Here is a 16,441-nt window from a genome sequence, read left to right on the forward strand (position 1 = left end):
CGGCGTGGAGCCAGTCGAGATCAACGCCGGCGAGTACTACCTGAGGGCGTTCCGCCGGGACGACCGCATCGACGACGTTCCCGCCCTCGTGGCGGCGTTCGCCGACGAGGACACGCGCCGGTACATGCCGAGGATGGGCCTCCACAACGAGGCGGCCGCGGAGGTTTTCGTCGAGTACCTCAGCGTCGGCTGGCGCTACGAGCAGCGCGTCTCGTGGGCGGTGTGCGATGCGACCACGGCCGAGGTGCTGGCCGGGGTGGTGATCCGCGACCTCGACCTGCAGTTCGGGCTCGGTGAGATCACCTGCTGGACGCAGCCCGCGCACCGCGGCAGGGGTGTGCTGACGACCGCGCTCAACTCGACGCTGGCCTTCGCGTTCGGCGGGCTGGGCGTGCACCGGGTCGCCTACCGGCACGCGGTGTCGAACAAGCCGTCACAGCGGGTCGCGGAGAAGTGCGGATTCACCCTGGAGGGTCGACTTCGGGACGAGGCGATCGTCGATGATCAGCGCGAAGACATGTTGCTGTGGTCTCGGCTGGCCACGGATCCGGCACCGGAGCGGCTACGGTGACCGGCCATGCGGATCCGAGCGCTCCTCGTCCTCGCGGTGACGCTGGCCGGGTGCACGGCCGGGCCTGAACGCAGCTCCGGCGGCAGCAGTGCGCCGCCACCGCCGTCGACCACGGCCTCGGCGACCAGGCCGTCGCTGCCGCCACGCCCGCTCGCGATCCCGCTGGACGAGCTGGACCCGTGCGCGGTGCTGACGCCCGACCAGCGCGTGGCGCTGAGCCTGGACAACCCGCCGAGCGCGTACCTGGAGAGCAGCTTCGGTGGCGCGAAGGCGTGCACGATGCGCAGCACCACCAGCGGCAACGTCGCCCGGCTCGCGCTCGTGCTGGTCTCCGGCGCCGACGTGTGGCTCTCGGAGAACGCCCAGGTGGAGTACACGGTGAGCACGATCGAGGGCTATCCGGCGGTTACCGTCCGCACACCCGAGATGGACGACGTCTGCAACGTCGAGCTCGACGTCGCGGAAGGCCAGTTCCTCGACGTCATGTTCCGCGACGGCGGCAATTCCACTGCGGTGCAACAAGATCATTTGTGTCTGGGTGCCCAGCGGGTGGCGGAGGCCGCGATGGCCAGTTTGCTCCAGAAGCGCTGACCCACACGGGGGGTTGTCACCCAACGCACTCCACAGCGTTACCTTCGGTGGTTAGAGTGGCCAAGCGCTTGTAGGTACAACTGCCGGAGGTTCCACCATGCCGCCAGGGGGACGCAGCGGGGCTGACTCCTCGCCGCCCGTCCAGCACGAGCTGAACGTGGAACCAGAGGCGATCCCGGCGTTGCGCAGCACGTTCTCGGCCGCGCTGACGAAGCTCGACAAGCAGATCGAGCTCGCGATCACCGAGTTCCGGGTGCGGCCGTGGGCGGGTGACCCGGTCAGCGCCGAGGCAGCGGAGAAGTTCAACGAGCGGTCGGTCACCGACGGCGACTCCGCACTGGAGGCGCTGCAGAACTACCAGCGGCAGCTCAAGACCGCGATGGACAACCTCAACCAGATCGAGCGCCAGTACCGCGTCGTCGAAGGCGACAACACCGGGCTGATGGGGAAGAGTGGTTGCTGAGATGGTCGAGCACCGCTGGCAGGGCTACAGCCACGAAGAGCTCTACGAACGCATCCACGCGGGTCCCGGCGCCGCCGCCTCGCACGCCTCGATCGAGCGCTGGGCCGGCGTGTCGGCCGCGCTGAGCGAGATCAACGACGACCTGCACCGCGGCATCTCCAAGTCCGGCGCGCACTGGCAGGGCAAGGCGGCCGAGCAGGCCGCCGCGGGCATGAACCCGCTCGCGGCCTGGGCCGACGGCGCCCGCGGCGGTGCCGACGTCATGCGCTACTCGGCCGAGCTGCAGGCCGACCACATCGCCAAGGCCCGCGCCGACATGCCCGCCCCCGTCAAGGTGACGGCGGAGCAGCCCGGCGCGCTGGTCGCCGGCATCACGCACCTCTTCGGCGGCCAGACCGACCACGAGAAGCAGGAGGCGGCCGCGGACTCGGCCGAGCGCCGCGCCCGTGAGGTCATGGCCACCTACGCCTCGTCCACCACGGCGAACACCTCGACGCTGGGCCAGTTCAGCCAGCCGCCGCAGCTGCACATCAACGCGTCCGGCGTGACGTCGAGCGGCGGTCCCGGCGTGCACACGACCGGCGGCTGGGTCGTCGGCCCGCACGGCGGCACCGGCGCCGTTCCGCGCACCGGTAGCGGCACGGGCTCGCGTGGTGGCTCCGTCGCGCCTCCGCGTGGCGGCAGCGGCACCACCGGCCCCGGCACCTCGACCTCGTCTCCCGGCAGCTCGACCCGCACCTCGGGAGTGTCGCCCGCGGCCACCGCGGGCAAGGGCCCCGGCTCGACGTCGCTGTCGTCCGCGGGCACCTCCGGCGTTCCCACCGGCACCGGCACGTCGGGTGTCGTGCCCGGTCAGCGGTCCGGCAGCCGGTCGTCGTCGTCTTCGTCCTCCTCCGCCGCCGAGAAGCGGGAGATGGAGGAGGGTGCGACCGCGGCCTCCGGTGCGGCGGTCGCCCCGGTGCCCGGTCACACGGCGTCGGTCAGTGGCGCGGGCGGTGCCGGCGGCTCGTCGATGGGGTCGCTGGGCACCATCGGCGCGCAGAACAACGACCGCGTGCACCAGCGCTCCGTGCCGTTGCCGCAGTCGTACGACCCGTTCGGCGGCATGGGCCCGCGCAAGGGCGAGGACGAGGAGGACCTCGAGCACAAGGCGGCCGACTACCTCCGCGAGCGCGACGACATCTACGGGGTCGGCAGCTACACGTTGCCGGTGATCGGGGAGAGCACGACCGACTGATGACTGTGCTGGGCCTGGACTTCGGGGCGAGCGACACGCGCGACCCGGTGATCGTCTCCGCGCTGGAGTTCGACGTCCTCTGGGAGCACCTCGGCCTGGAGACGATGCCGCTGGTGCTCAAGGTGCCCTCGCCGGGCAAGACCCGCGAGGAACGCCGCGAGCTGGAGGACCGGGTGTGGCGCCAGCTCGGCGCCCGCGGCCTGGGTGGCCCGCGTTCGCTGGACCCGACCCTCGAAGACCTGCTGCACGTGCTCAACCGCCCGCAGCAGGAGATCGACGGCCGCCTGTGGCTGCACGAACGCAGCGTGCGCGTGCTCGCCGCCGGCAAGGGCCAGGCCGGGGTGCTGGCCGTTCTCGACGGCGGCCAGGTCGTCCTGCGCCCCGCGGAGGCCGACGGGCTGCCCCGCGAGGCCCTGACCGTGCTGCCCACGGCCCCGGCCGGTGAGGGTCATTCGATCACCCTGCCGTCCGCCGACCTGGACGCAGCGGCCTCCTCAGCAGCCTCTCCCGAAGACCTGGAGCAGGAGCTGCGGTCGCGCGGCATGCGTCCGGACGACGCCCACACGCTCGCCGACATGGTCCGCGACGCGTCGCACCGCGGCCAGTTCGGTGCCGCGGCCCGCGACAAGTGGGGCAAGCGCCTGCGACCGGACCGCGTGATCTCGTTCTACGACACGCCGAAGGGCCGCTACCTGCAGATGCGCCGCGCCACGCCCGGCCGGCCGCCGTGGTCGACCATCACCCCGGTCGACTACCGCCGCCTGCACCACCACCTCGCCGAACTGCTCGACGAGGCCGCCGGCCAGCCACGCTGAAGGTCACGCGGGGTCCCCGCGTTCCCTCCAGGGTCACGTGGGGTCCCCGCGCGCGGTCAGCGGTCAGCGGCGAGGGGTCAGGGGCCGATGCCTTGGCAGGGGCGGGTGCGCAGGTCGTTCACGTAGTCGTCGGGCGCACCGGCCGCCTCGGCCGCGTCCGCCACCACGCCGATGTACCGGGCGGACGGCAGCCCGCCCTCGTAGGCGTCGAGCACGTACAACCACGCCACGACCGAGCCTTCGAGGGTCTGCACCCGCAGCCTGATCTTCTTGTACAGCCCGAGCGCCCCCTCCCACCGGTCCAGGCGCGACTCGTCGCGCGGTGAGACGTCGTAGAGCACGCAGAACGTCTGCTGGTCGGGCTCCTCGACGATGGTGGCGAGCGCACCCTCCCAGCCGAGGTCCTCGCCGCCGAAGGTCAGACGCCAACCCACGAGCCAGCCGGTCCCCGCGAGCGGGGAGTACGGGGCTCGCTCCATCATCTGGTTCGGATCCATGTTCGACCCGTACGCGGCATAGAGCGGCACGTCCGACAGAGTAGCGACTCGACGATCAGCTTTCGGTCCTGACGACACGGTGGTTTCGGACAACGCGTACGGTTGTGCCGGCCAGCAAGCGCGCAGAAGGGAACTGATCGTGACCCGCATCGTCATCATGGGCGGCGGACCCGCAGGTTACGAGGCAGCCCTGGTCGCTGCGCAGCACAGCGCCGACGTGACGCTGGTGGAGAACGACGGCGCCGGTGGCGCGTGCGTGCTGTACGACTGCGTCCCCTCCAAGACCTTCATCGCCTCCGCGGGTGCGCGCAGCGCCTTCCGCAACGCCGGTGAGCTGGGCATTCAGACCAACAACGACCAGGCGGCGGTCGACCTGCCGGTCGTGCACGGCCGGGTGAAGGGCCTCGCGCTCGCCCAGTCGGCCGACGTCCGGGCGCGGTTGCAGCGCGAGGGCGTGCGGCTGGTCAACGGCCGGGCGCGGTTCGCGGACGACTCGCGGGGCCTGGCCCAGCACCGGGTGATCGCGACGACCGCGGACGGCTCGGAAGAGGTCCTGGCCGCCGATGTGGTGCTCATCGCAACCGGCGCCACCCCGCGCGTGCTGCAGGGCGCCGAGCCCGACGGCAAGCGCGTCCTGACCTGGCGGCAGATCTACGACCTGCCCGAGCTGCCCGAACACCTCGCCGTGATCGGCTCCGGCGTGACCGGTGTCGAGTTCGCCAGCGCCTACACCGAGATGGGCGTGAAGGTGACGATGGTCTCCAGCCGGGACCGGGTGCTCCCCCACGAGGACGCCGACGCGGCCGCCGTGCTGGAGGACGTGTTCGCCGAGCGCGGCACGGCCGTGGTCAAGCACGCCCGCGCGGACCGGGTCGAGAACGTCGGCGACGGCGTCCTGATCCACCTGGAAGACGGTCGCACGATCGAGGCGTCGCACGCCCTGATGACCGTCGGTTCGGTCCCGAACACCGAGAACATCGGGCTCGACAAGATCGGTATCGAGCTCGGGCGTGGCGGCTACATCCCGGTCGACCGGGTCAGCCGCACGAACGTCAGCGGCGTCTACGCGGCCGGCGACTGCACCGGCGTGCTGCTGCTCGCCTCGGTCGCCGCCATGCAGGGCCGCATCGCGATGTGGCACGCGCTGGGCGAGGGCGTCAGCCCGATCAAGCTCAAGACCGTGGCCGCGAACGTCTTCACGAACCCCGAGATCGCCAGCGTCGGCATCAGCCAGCAGGCGATCGACTCGGGCGAGGTCCCGGCCCGCACGATCATGCTGCCGCTCGCCACGAACCCCCGCGCCAAGATGGAGGGTCTGCGCCGCGGCTTCGTGAAGCTGTTCTGCCGCCCGGCCACCGGCGTGGTCATCGGCGGTGTCGTGGTGGCGCCGAACGCGAGCGAGCTGATCCTGCCGATCGCGCTGGCGGTGCAGAACCAGCTGACCGTCGAGCACCTCGCGACGACGTTCTCGGTCTACCCGTCGCTCTCGGGCTCCATCACCGAGGCGGGCCGCCAGCTCATGCGGCACGACGATCTCGACTAGGTAACGCACGGCAACCCTGCCCCGGACACCCGCGTGTCCGGGGCATGCGTTCGTCCTGGGGACTTCTCGTCGCGCTGGTGTTGCTGACCGGCTGCGGTCAGGCACCCGACGTCGTGCCGCCCACCGCACCACCACCGGCGACGGCAACGTCCGAAGTGGACAGGGCGATGCCGCCGTCGGAACCGACCGAGGTGCGCATCCCGAAGATCGGCGTGCGGTCGTCGCTCGTCCCGCTGGGACTCAACCCCGACGAGACGGTCGAGGTGCCACCGGTCGAGCAGCCGATGCAGGCCGGGTGGTATGAGCTGGCCCGCACTCCCGGTGAGGCCGGCCCCGCCGTGCTGCTGGGCCACGTCGACGGCAACCGGCAGCCGGGCGTCTTCTTCCGGCTGCGCGAGCTCGCCGCGGGCGACGAGGTCGAAGTGTCCAGAAAGGACGGCACCACGGCCCGGTTCCGCGTGCGCGGCACCGAGCAGATCGCCAAGCACAGCTTCCCGACGGAGGCCGTCTACGGCGACACCACGGGACCCGAGCTGCGGCTGATCACCTGCGGGGGCAGCTTCGACCAGGCCGCCCGCAGCTACCGGGACAACATCATCGTCTACGCGACGCTGATCTGAGACACAACAACACAGCTGGGGGAAAGAAGATGAAGCGAACCACGTCCGTCGTCGCGGTGTCGGCGCTGGCAGCGCTGGTCCTGACCGGTCAGAGCGCGAGCGCGCAGGAGGACGTCACGCCCGCGTTCCGGATCTCACCGGACATCCTGGTGGTGGACCAGCACTTCGAGGTGCGGATCGAGCAGGGCACCTGTCCCGGCGGCACCGAGCACGTCACCTCCCCCGGCTTCGCCGCACCGCTGCCGGCGGGTGAGCTCCACGGCACCGCGGTCAGCGTGCCGGGCAAGTACACCGCGACGCTCAAGTGCAAGGGCAGCAGCAAGACCGGTACCGCCCAGTTCGGCGTGTTCGAGCTCGGTGACACCTTCTTCTTCCTCCCGGACGAGGTCGAGGCCGGCGGAGACATCAGCGTGATCAAGACCAAGCAGTCGTTCTGCGGCGAGGTCGCGACCTCACCCGGCTTCACCGCGCCCATCGAGCTCAAGTACGAGACGCCGAACACGCGGAGCGGCAACGGCAAGGTCGTCGACCGCGCAGGCACGTACGAGGCCGAGATGATCTGCGGGGGCCGGCCGATCCGCCACCAGTTCGTGGTCAAGGCGAAGGCGCCGGCGCCCACGTCCACCCCGGCGGCGCCCACGTCGACGACGCAGAAGCCGAAAGGTCCCGTCGTGAAGCCCAAGGGCGCCCCGCAGACCGGCGGTGGCGGCACGGCGTGACACACGACACCCACATGGATCGCGTCCATCCGGTGAACTACCGAGCAACCAAGCCACCGGATGCGCGTCATTGAGTTCGTGGGGACTCGTGTCTTGATCGCGGTGCTGAGCGTGGCCCTGGCCACCGCCGCCTGCTCGGCAGGGCCGGCACCGAAGCCGACGGCGGCGACGGGCGACAGCGCGCCGCCGCCGGTGGTGTCGCCGCTGGGCAACTCGGATCCGATGGAGCTGAGGGTGCACCGGATCGGCGTGCGGTCCTCGTTGATCCAGCTGACCCTCAGCGCGGACGGCGCCGTGCAGATGCCGCCGGCCAACGAGGGCATGCAGGCCGGCTGGCACCAGACGCACCCGAAGCAGTGGATCATCGTCGGGCGGATCGAGAGCAACAGGGCCCGCGGGGTGTTCTACCGGCTGAACGACCTGTCCGAGGGCGACGTCGTCGAAGTGTCCAAGAAGGACGGTTCGGTGGCGCGGTTCTCGGTCACGCGCACCGAACGCGTCATCCGCGACGACTACTTCGCCGAAGCGGTGGCGAAGGACGCGGACGAGCAGGGGCTGCGGCTGATCACGTGCGGCACCCGCGACAACGTGATCGTGCACGCATCCCCTGCCCAGTGACCCTTAATCCTCGACCCAGTCGAAGGTCTTCGTGACAGCCTTCTTCCAGTTCGCGTACTCGGACGTGCGGCGGGAGTCGTCCATCTGCGGCTCCCACTGCTTGTCCATCGCCCAGTTCTCGCGGATGTCGTCCTCGGTCTCCCAGAACCCGACGGCGAGCCCGGCCGCGTAGGCGGCGCCGAGCGCGGTCGTCTCGGCGACGACCGGCCGGATGACCGGCACGCCCAGGATGTCCGCCTGGAACTGCATCAGCAGCTCGTTGACGACCATGCCGCCGTCGACCTTCAACGCCGTCAGGTCCACACCGGAGTCGGCGTTCATCGCGTCGAGCACCTCGCGGGTCTGGAACGCGGTCGCCTCCAGCACCGCCCGCGCGAGGTGGCCCTTGTTGACGAACCGCGTGAGGCCCACGATCGCGCCACGGGCGTCGGAGCGCCAGTACGGCGCGAACAGGCCGGAGAACGCGGGCACGAAGTACGCCCCACCGTTGTCCTCCACCGACCGCGCGAACTGCTCGATCTCGGCCGCGGAGCCGATCATGCCGAGGTTGTCGCGCAGCCACTGCACGAGCGAGCCGGTGACGGCGATCGAGCCTTCCAGCGCGTACACGGGTGCCGCTTCGCCGATCTTGTAGCAGATCGTGGTGAGCAGGCCGTTCTCGCTCATCACCTTCTCGGTGCCGGTGTTGAGCAGCATGAAGTTGCCGGTGCCGTAGGTGTTCTTGGCCTCGCCCGGCGACAGGCAGGCCTGGCCGAACGTGGCCGCCTGCTGGTCGCCGAGGATGCCCGCGATCGGCACCCCGGCCAGCGCGCCGCGTTCGCGCACCTGGCCGTAGACCTCCGACGACGACCGGATCTCCGGCAGCATCGACATCGGGATGCCCATGTCGGACGCGATCGAGGAGTCCCACTGCAGCGTGTCGAGGTCCATCAGCATGGTGCGCGAGGCGTTCGTCGGGTCGGTGACGTGCACGCCGCCGTTCGTCCCGCCGGTCATGTTCCACAGCACCCAGGTGTCCATGTTGCCGAACAGCAGGTCGCCCGCCTCGGCCTTCTCGCGGGCGCCGTCGACGTTGTCGAGGATCCAGCGGACCTTGGGGCCGGAGAAGTAGGTGGCCAGCGGCAGGCCGACCTTGGCCCGGTAGCGCTCCTGCCCGCCGCCGAGGTTGCCCAGCTCGGTGACGATCTTGTCGGTGCGGGTGTCCTGCCAGACGATGGCGTTGTAGACGGGTTCGCCGGTGGTGCGGTCCCACACCACGGCCGTCTCGCGCTGGTTGGTGATGCCGACGGCGGCGATGTCGGCCGTGGTCAGATCGGCCTTCGCGAGCGCGCCCGCGGCGACCTGGCGGGTGTTCTGCCAGACCTCCTTCGGGTCGTGCTCGACCCACCCGGCCCTGGGGAAGATCTGCTCGTGCTCCTTCTGGTCGACCGACACCACCCGACCGGAGTGGTCGAAGATCATGCACCGGGTCGACGTGGTGCCCTGGTCGATCGCGGCCACGTACTGGGTCATGCGCGTGAGTCCTTTCAGACCGGGAGAACCAGGTAGAGCAGCGCCGCGAGCGCGCCGCCGACCAGCGGGCCGACGACGGGCACCCAGGAGTAGCCCCAGTTGGCGTTGCCCTTGTTGCGGATGGGCATCAGGAAGGCGTAGGCGATGCGCGGGCCGAGGTCACGCGCCGGGTTGATGGCGTACCCGGTGGGGCCGCCGAGCGACGTGCCGATGACCAGGACCACGAACGCCACGCCCGCGTAGCCGAGCGCCGAGTTGCCGAACTGCGGCAGTCCGCCCTCGGCGGCCTTCGCGGGCGGGGACAGCAGGACCCAGGCGACGAGCACGAACGTGCCGATGATCTCGGACACGAGGTTCCACGGCGCGTTCGGCACGGTCGGGCCGGTGGAGAAGATGCCCAGGGTGTTCTGCGCTTCGTCGTGCGTGTCGAACTGCAGCTTGTAGGTCGCCCAGCACAGCATCGCGCCGATGATGGCACCCACCATCTGACCCAGGATGTAGAACGGGACGTCACCCCACGGAGTCTTGTCCGCGATGGCGAGCCCGAGCGTGACGGCGGGGTTGAGGTGCGCACCGGTCGGGTTCGCGATGCTCGCGCCGGTGAAGACGGCGAACGCCCAGCCGATGTTGACGAACAGGAAACCGGTGCTGTTGCCGAGCGTGTCTTTCAGCACCTGGTTCGCGACGACACCGGTACCCAGGAGGATGAGGACCGCAGTCCCCACCAGCTCCCACACGAAGATCGAGCCTGCGCTCATCGTCGACCTCCCTCGTCTGCGGCCGGGAGGGAGCGCAAACCCGGAGGTCAGGCCGCGCTGCCCGCCCACAACGTGCTCGGACGCTATTACCGGCCTGATCAGTTTGTCCATGCCAACCGAGTGGGATCGGGCCGTTTTCAGGCCGTCGGGTCGTGCTGCTCGTGCCCGTGGGCGGACCGCGGTGACTGCAGGTAACGTGATCCGCGAGTCGGCACATGGGAGGCATCCGTCGTGGCCACGCGCAACAACGAAGGCGAAGCACCGCACACCCCCGCCGCCCCTCCGATCACCGGCAGGCTGGGGCCCGCCGAACGCGAGGAGGCGTGGCAGCGCCTGGGGTCGGAGACGTTCGACGTCGTGGTGATCGGCGGCGGCGTGGTCGGCGTCGGCGCGGCACTGGACGCGGCCACGCGCGGGCTGCGAGTGGCCCTCGTCGAGGCCCGTGACCTGGCCTCCGGCACGTCGAGCCGGTCGTCGAAGCTCTTCCACGGCGGCCTGCGCTACCTCGAACAGCTGGAGTTCGGCCTGGTCCGCGAGGCCCTGCGGGAACGCGAGCTGATGCTGACGAGGATCGCGCCGCACCTGGTGAAGCCGGTCGCGTTCCTCTACCCGCTGGCGAACCGCGTGTGGGAACGCCCGTACACGGCGGCCGGCCTGTTCCTCTACGACACCATGGGTGGCGCCCGTTCGGTGCCCGGCCAGAAGCACCTCACCCGAGCGGGTGCGCTGCGGCTGGTCCCGGCGCTGAAGCGCGACGCGTTGATCGGCGGCATCCGCTACTACGACGCCCAGGCCGACGACGCCCGCCACACGATGATGGTCGGCCGCACCGCCGCCCACTACGGCGCCGTCGTGCGCACCTCCACGCAGGTCGTCGGTTTCCTGCGCGAGGCGGACCGCGTGTCCGGTGTGCGGGTCCGCGACGTCGAGGACGGCCGCGAGGTCGACGTGCGCGCCCACGCCGTGATCAACGCGACGGGCGTGTGGACCGACGAGCTGCAGCGCCTCTCGGGTTCACGCGGCCGGTTCCGCGTGCGGGCGTCGAAGGGCGTGCACATCGTCGTGCCGCGCGACCGGATCGTCGCCGAGGCCGGCATGATCCTGCGCACCGAGAAGTCCGTGCTGTTCGTGATCCCGTGGCGCAACCACTGGATCGTCGGCACCACCGACACCGACTGGAACCTCGACCTCGCGCACCCCGCCGCGACCAAGCACGACATCGACTACATCCTCGACCACGTCAACTCGGTCCTCGCGACCCCGTTGACGCACGACGACATCGAGGGCGTCTACGCGGGCCTGCGCCCGTTGCTGGCCGGCGAGTCCGACTCGACCTCGAAGCTGTCCCGCGAACACGCCGTCGCGCGCGTGGCACCGGGCCTGGTCGCGATCGCGGGCGGCAAGTACACGACCTACCGCGTCATGGGTGCCGACGCCGTGGACGCGGCCCAGGTCGACATGCCCGGCCGCATCCAGCCGTCGATCACCGACAAGGTCCCGCTGGTGGGTGCCGACGGCTACCACGCCCTGGTCAACCAGGCCGACCAGCTGGCGGCCAAGCACGGCCTGCACCCGTACCGCGTCCGCCACCTGCTGGACCGCTACGGCTCACTGGTGCACGAGGTCCTCGGCCTCGCCGCGGGCAACCCCGAGCTGCTCAAGCCGATCGGCGCCGCCCCCGACTACCTCCAGGTCGAGGCCGTGTACGCCGCGTCCCACGAGGGCGCCATGCACCTGGAGGACGTGCTGACCCGCCGCACCCGCATCTCCATCGAGTACGCGCACCGCGGCGTGGAGTGCGCGGAGGCCGTGGCCCGTCTCGTGGCCCCGGTCCTCGGCTGGGACGACGACACGGTGAAGCGCGAGATCGAGGTCTACAGCGCCCGCGTCGAGTCCGAACGCACCTCTCAGACGAAGGCGGACGACCAGGCCGCCGACGCCGTCCGCGCCGCCGCACCGGAGGCACGGCCGCAGTTGACCGAACCCGTGAGCTGACCGGCCGACCTCGGGCATGCTGGGTGGCATGTCTGGGGTTGATCGTCGTACGTTCCTGCTCGCCACCGCCGCCGCCGGTGCCGCCACCACGGCCCTTCCCGGCTCCGCGCACGCCGCCACGCCCGTCTTCGAGCACGGCGTCGCCTCCGGTGATCCGTTGCCGGACGGCGTCCTGCTGTGGACCCGCGTGGTCACCACCGAACCGATCCGCTGGGAGGTGGCCAAGGACCCCGCGTTCACGCGCGTGGTCGCCCACGGCCACACCGTGACCGGCGCCCACCGCGACCACACGGTGAAGGTCGAGGTCTCCGGCCTCCGCCCGGCCACCCACTACTACTACCGCTTCACCGCGGCCGGCACGCTCTCCCCCGTCGGCCGCACGAAAACCGCTCCCCGCCCGTCCGACGACTGCGGCTCGCTGAAGTTCGGCGTGGTCTCCTGCTCGAACTGGATCGCCGGCCACTTCGCCGCCTACGGCTACCTCGCCTCCCGCGACGACCTGGACGCCGTCATCCACCTCGGCGACTACATCTACGAGTACTTCGAACCGGGCGTCCGCGTCACCGAGCCGCAGGCCGAGTGCGAAACCCTCGCCGACTACCGCACCCGCCACGCGCAGTACAAAACCGACCCGCACCTGCAGTCCCTGCACGCCAAGCACCCGTTCGTGGCAACGTGGGACGACCACGAGTCGGCCGAGAACGCCTCGTCCATCGGCTCCCCGGTCCACGACCCGGCCACCGAGGGCCCCTGGGCCACCCGCCTGGCCGCCGCGACGCAGGCCTACTTCGAGTGGATGCCGGTCCGCGAGGGCAAACTGACCCGCCGCCTGCACTTCGGCCGCCTCGCCGACCTCACCATGCTGGACCTGCGCAGCTACCGCACCGACACCACCATCCTCGGCCCCGCCCAACGCCACTGGCTCGCCTCGTCATTGGTGGACGGCCGCGCCCGCTGGAAGCTGGTGGGCAACTCGGTGATGCTGTCGCCGTTGAAGATCCCGCCCCTGCCCGGCCAGCCCTCCACCAACACCGACCAGTGGGACGGCTTCCCCGCGGACCGCGACCACGTGCTGCGCGCCCTGGACCGGGCAGGCATGAAGAACGCCGTGTTCCTGACCGGCGACATCCACTCGTCGTGGGCGATCGACGTGCCGTTCGGCGACACCACGGTGGCCACGGAGTTCGTCACGACCTCGGTGACCTCCGACAATTTCGACGAACGGATCGGCGTGCCCCCACGGACGGCGTCGCTGCAGATCGAGGCCCAGTTCCGCACGCTGAACCCGCACGTGAAGTTCGTGGAACTCGACTCGCACGGCGCGCAGGTGCTGACGGTGACGCCGGAGCAGGTGCAGATGGACTGGCACTACGTGGCGGACAAACGGGACCCGAACACGTCGACCGCGCTCACGCACTCGTGGCGCACACGCCACAACACCGCACAGGTGGAACAGATCCTGTAACCACACCGCTGTTCCAGCCAAGGCGAGGCAAGGCGTTACCTGTGATCGAGCCGCAGGCGAGGCGTTCGCTTTTGATCGAGCCGAAGGCGAGGCGTCAAAGCCTTTCCTCGGGCGGTTCCGCGGTGGGTGGCTTCCCCGTCTAGCGCTCCGATCGTTTGCCGGGCACGGGAAGGGGAGTCAAACCGACACGCTTTTCGTGAAGGGGAGTCAAACCGACACGCTTTTCGTCGGTTTGACTCCCCTTCCCGGGTCTGGCTCGCTCTGTGAGTGCTAGACGGGGCAGACGCCCACCGCAACGCAACCAAACAAAGCAACCGGCAGCCGCCCCAAGCACCAGGCGTGCCATCTACCTGCTCAAGGCGCTGGAAGGCTTCTTTGGGAGTGTCGGGGTCTGGGGCGGAGCCCCAGGAACCCCCCCAAAGTCCAAGCTAACGCAGGCATCCCCTCAAAAACAGGACCCCCTGATCAACCCGACTGTACTCAGCAGGTCTGACAATCAGGGGGCCCGCATCCAGCTCAAGCCGCAGACTCAAAGCCGCAGACTCAACCTCAAGCCAGCGCAGCCAGCGCCGTGTGCACCATCACCCGCACCCCGACGAGCAAAGCCCGCTCATCCAGGTCGAACGTCGGCTGGTGCAGATCCCGCTGCTTCTCCACCCCGTTCCACACCCCGAGCCGCGCGAACGACCCGGGAACGTGTTCGAGGTACCACCCGAAGTCTTCGCCACCGGACGACTGCTCGGTCCCGGCCAGCGCGTCGTCCCCGAGCGCCGCTTCGATCCCGGCGCGCAGGATCTGCGTCGACTCCCGCTCGTTCACCACGGGCGGCACGCCACGGCGGTGGTGCAGGTCGAACCCGACTCCGGTCGGCAGCAGCAGCCCGGTAACGAGGTCCTTGACCAGCGGCTCCAGCTCGGCCCAGATGTCGCGGTCGCCGGTGCGCAATGTGCCGCGCAGCACGCCGTCCTGCGGCACCGCGTTGGGCGCCTCACCGGCGTGCACCGCACCCCACACCAGGACGGTGCCGGACCGCGGGTCGACCCGGCGCGACAGCATCGTCGGCAGGCCGGTGATCACCGTGCCCAGCGCGTGCACCAGGTCGGCGGTCAGGTGCGGGCGGGACGTGTGGCCGCCCGGCGACGAGAGCCGCAGCTCCAGCAGGTCCGAGGCGGACGTGATGGCGCCGATGCGGGTGCCGATGCGGCCCACCTGCAGCCGCGGGTCGCAGTGCAGGCCGAAGATGCGCTCCACGCCGTCGAGGCCGCCGGCGGCGAGCACGTCGAGTGCTCCACCGGGCATGACCTCCTCGGCCGGCTGGAACACCAGCCGCACGCGGCCCGGCAGTTCCGTGGCGGACGCCAGCGCCAGTGCCGCGCCCAGCAGCACCGTCGTGTGGGCGTCGTGGCCGCACGCGTGCGACACACCGTCCACAGTGGAGGCGAACGGGGAGCCGGTGTTCTCGTGCAACGGCAGCGCGTCCATGTCGGCGCGCAACGCGACGATGCGGGGGCCGCGGCCGATGTCGCAGATCAGGCCGGTGCCGCCGGGCAGCACGCGGGGTTTGAGGCCCACCTCGCGCAGCAGGTTCGCCACGAGCTCGGTGGTGTTGTACTCGCGCCGGGACAGCTCGGGGTGGGCGTGGATGTGGCGCCGCCAGGCCACGACGTCCGAGGCGTGTGCCTTCAGCCAGTCGTCGAGCCAGGCGGGGCCGCGGCCCTCTCCGAGATCATCCACAGGAGACATGCTCACCCCGGTGGGGCCGACGAGCATCTCGGTGGCGGAGGAAGCGGTGTTGCCGGAAGGGGCCCCGGAGGGGCGGGAGTCCAGGACCGTCATGCGGCACCTCCGCTGGCCAGCAGTCGTGCGCGCTGCTGGGGGTCGGTGGCTGTCGCGATCGTCGTCCAGGCCATGGCGAGTGCTCCTTCGAGCATCGCACGGTCGGCCGATGCCGACGCACAGGCGGTCGCGAACTCTTGTTGGTGGTTCACCGCGTCTCCGCAGTCGATGGCTATGGTCGGGTGGATTGCGGGCAGCACCCTGGTGACGTTGCCCATGTCGGTGCTCCCGATCTTCTTGCTCGCTTCCTCTGCTCGGGAAAGCGGTCGTCGTCCCAGCTCGGTGGCCGCGTGCCGGTAGGCATCGGCGAGCCACGGGTCAGGTGTCAGTTCGGCGTAGATCGGCGAGACCTGCACGACCTCATGGGTGCAGCCGGTCGCCAGTGCTCCGGCGCCGAAACAGTCCCGGATCCGGTTCTCCAGGCGCTGCAACGATTCCAGGTTTTCCGCCCTCACATCGAACATCGCCGATGCGCGGGCGGGTATTACGTTCGGGACCGTGCCACCGTTGGTGACGATGCCGCTCACCATCTGGCCGGGCTCGAGGTGCTGCCGCAGCAGGCTGATCGAGATCTGCGCGACGGTGACCGCGTCGGCGGCGTTGATGCCCAGGTGCGGGGCGGCGGCCGCGTGTGACGGCTTGCCGCTGTAGTGCACCTCGAGGTCGGTGATGGCGAGCGAACGCGCCGCGCAGGACTCGTACGGCGCGGGGTGCACCATCATCGAGAACGAGACGTCGTCGAACACGCCTCGCTCCAGCATCAGCACCTTACCGCCGCCGACCTCTTCCGCCGGTGTTCCGATCACCTTGACGGTGATACCCAGCCGGTCGGCGATGTCACGCAACGCGAGCGCGGTTCCCACGGACGCAGCAGCGATGACGTTGTGCCCGCACGCGTGCCCGACCTCGGGCAACGCGTCGTACTCGGCACACAGTCCCAGCACCAGCTCGCCGTCGCCGAACGTGGCGACGAACGCGGTGTCCAGGCCGGCGACGCCGCTGTCGACCTTGAAGCCCTCGCGGGCCAGCAGGGAGGTGATCTTCTCGGCGCTGCGGTGCTCGGAGAACGCCAGCTCAGGCTCGGCGTGGATCGAGTGCGACAGGTCAACCAGCGCGTCGGAGTACCGCTCGACGGTCGAGCGTGTGCTGATCTTCAAGTCGGTACTCATTTGCCACCATCCTGCATCACCACTCCAAACCC

The 16,441-nt window shown here is 70.3% G+C and carries 16 protein-coding genes; 11 read left to right on the plus strand and 5 right to left on the minus strand.

Annotation, left to right across the window (positions count from 1 at the left end):
- Positions 1-4 precede the first annotated feature (4 nt).
- The 5 genes from ADL03_RS32830 (at position 5) to ADL03_RS32850 (ending at position 3,677) form a co-directional block, all read left to right on the plus strand.
- Complete coding sequence (locus ADL03_RS32830; RefSeq protein WP_063798786.1) at positions 5-571, plus strand: GNAT family N-acetyltransferase; 567 nt, start codon at positions 5-7, stop codon at positions 569-571.
- A 6-nt stretch (positions 572-577) separates the two neighbouring features.
- The gene (locus ADL03_RS32835; protein ID WP_053737482.1) at positions 578-1,162 is read left to right on the plus strand and encodes a DUF3558 domain-containing protein; all 585 of its coding nucleotides are present in this window, start codon (positions 578-580) and stop codon (positions 1,160-1,162) included.
- Positions 1,163-1,259: 97 nt separating this feature from the next.
- A complete protein-coding gene (locus tag ADL03_RS32840) occupies positions 1,260-1,625 on the plus strand; it encodes a hypothetical protein (protein WP_053737483.1) in 366 nt (121 codons plus the stop codon).
- Between the two features lies 1 nt (position 1,626).
- Positions 1,627-2,862: a PPE domain-containing protein gene (locus ADL03_RS32845; protein ID WP_053737484.1), complete on the plus strand. Its 1,236-nt coding sequence runs from the start codon at positions 1,627-1,629 to the stop codon at positions 2,860-2,862.
- On the plus strand, positions 2,862-3,677 hold the full coding sequence (locus ADL03_RS32850; protein WP_053737485.1) for an ESX secretion-associated protein EspG: 816 nt from the start codon (positions 2,862-2,864) through the stop codon (positions 3,675-3,677). The genes ADL03_RS32845 and ADL03_RS32850 overlap by 1 nt, the downstream gene beginning before the upstream one ends.
- Before the next feature lie 77 nt (positions 3,678-3,754).
- Here the strand turns inward: ADL03_RS32850 and ADL03_RS32855 are convergent, their stop codons facing one another.
- A complete protein-coding gene (locus ADL03_RS32855) occupies positions 3,755-4,204 on the minus strand; it encodes a gamma-glutamylcyclotransferase family protein (protein ID WP_045317832.1) in 450 nt (149 codons plus the stop codon).
- 109 nt (positions 4,205-4,313) lie between these two features.
- Here ADL03_RS32855 and ADL03_RS32860 point away from each other — a divergent pair, with 109 nt between their 5' ends.
- From ADL03_RS32860 to ADL03_RS32875, 4 genes are all read left to right on the plus strand, one after another.
- Entirely contained in the window at positions 4,314-5,717 is a 1,404-nt protein-coding gene (locus tag ADL03_RS32860; protein WP_053737600.1) for an NAD(P)H-quinone dehydrogenase, read from the plus strand.
- A gap of 44 nt (positions 5,718-5,761) precedes the next feature.
- A complete protein-coding gene (locus tag ADL03_RS32865; protein ID WP_053737486.1) occupies positions 5,762-6,337 on the plus strand; it encodes a class F sortase in 576 nt (191 codons plus the stop codon).
- 29 nt (positions 6,338-6,366) lie between these two features.
- Complete coding sequence (locus tag ADL03_RS32870) at positions 6,367-7,056, plus strand: hypothetical protein (protein WP_053737487.1); 690 nt, start codon at positions 6,367-6,369, stop codon at positions 7,054-7,056.
- A gap of 78 nt (positions 7,057-7,134) precedes the next feature.
- The gene (locus ADL03_RS32875; RefSeq protein ID WP_157529539.1) at positions 7,135-7,674 is read left to right on the plus strand and encodes a sortase domain-bontaining protein; all 540 of its coding nucleotides are present in this window, start codon (positions 7,135-7,137) and stop codon (positions 7,672-7,674) included.
- Positions 7,675-7,677: 3 nt separating this feature from the next.
- Here ADL03_RS32875 and glpK read toward each other — a convergent pair whose 3' ends face one another.
- Together glpK and ADL03_RS32885 are read right to left on the minus strand one after the other, a co-directional pair.
- Positions 7,678-9,186 carry a glycerol kinase GlpK gene (gene glpK / locus ADL03_RS32880; RefSeq protein ID WP_053737489.1) on the minus strand — a complete coding sequence of 503 codons (1,509 nt, stop codon included), beginning with the start codon at positions 9,184-9,186 and terminating at the stop codon, positions 7,678-7,680.
- A 14-nt stretch (positions 9,187-9,200) separates the two neighbouring features.
- Positions 9,201-9,944 (minus strand): MIP/aquaporin family protein, encoded by a 744-nt coding sequence (locus ADL03_RS32885; RefSeq protein WP_082373671.1) that lies wholly within the window; start codon positions 9,942-9,944, stop codon positions 9,201-9,203.
- A gap of 285 nt (positions 9,945-10,229) precedes the next feature.
- Here ADL03_RS32885 and ADL03_RS32890 point away from each other — a divergent pair, with 285 nt between their 5' ends.
- Complete coding sequence (locus ADL03_RS32890) at positions 10,230-11,939, plus strand: glycerol-3-phosphate dehydrogenase/oxidase (protein ID WP_053737602.1); 1,710 nt, start codon at positions 10,230-10,232, stop codon at positions 11,937-11,939.
- A gap of 28 nt (positions 11,940-11,967) precedes the next feature.
- On the plus strand, positions 11,968-13,404 hold the full coding sequence (locus tag ADL03_RS32895; RefSeq protein WP_053737603.1) for an alkaline phosphatase: 1,437 nt from the start codon (positions 11,968-11,970) through the stop codon (positions 13,402-13,404).
- Positions 13,405-13,953: 549 nt separating this feature from the next.
- On the opposite strand, the gene ADL03_RS32900 is transcribed toward ADL03_RS32895, so the two are convergent.
- Positions 13,954-15,147, minus strand: a complete 1,194-nt coding sequence (locus tag ADL03_RS32900; RefSeq protein WP_197288874.1) for an amidohydrolase — start codon at positions 15,145-15,147, stop codon at positions 13,954-13,956.
- Positions 15,148-15,236: 89 nt separating this feature from the next.
- Complete coding sequence (locus ADL03_RS32905; protein ID WP_053737491.1) at positions 15,237-16,409, minus strand: M20 family metallopeptidase; 1,173 nt, start codon at positions 16,407-16,409, stop codon at positions 15,237-15,239.
- Positions 16,410-16,441: the final 32 nt, after the last annotated feature.

Source organism: Nocardia sp. NRRL S-836 (assembly GCF_001279525.1).
Taxonomy (GTDB): Bacteria; Actinomycetota; Actinomycetes; order Mycobacteriales; family Pseudonocardiaceae; genus Lentzea.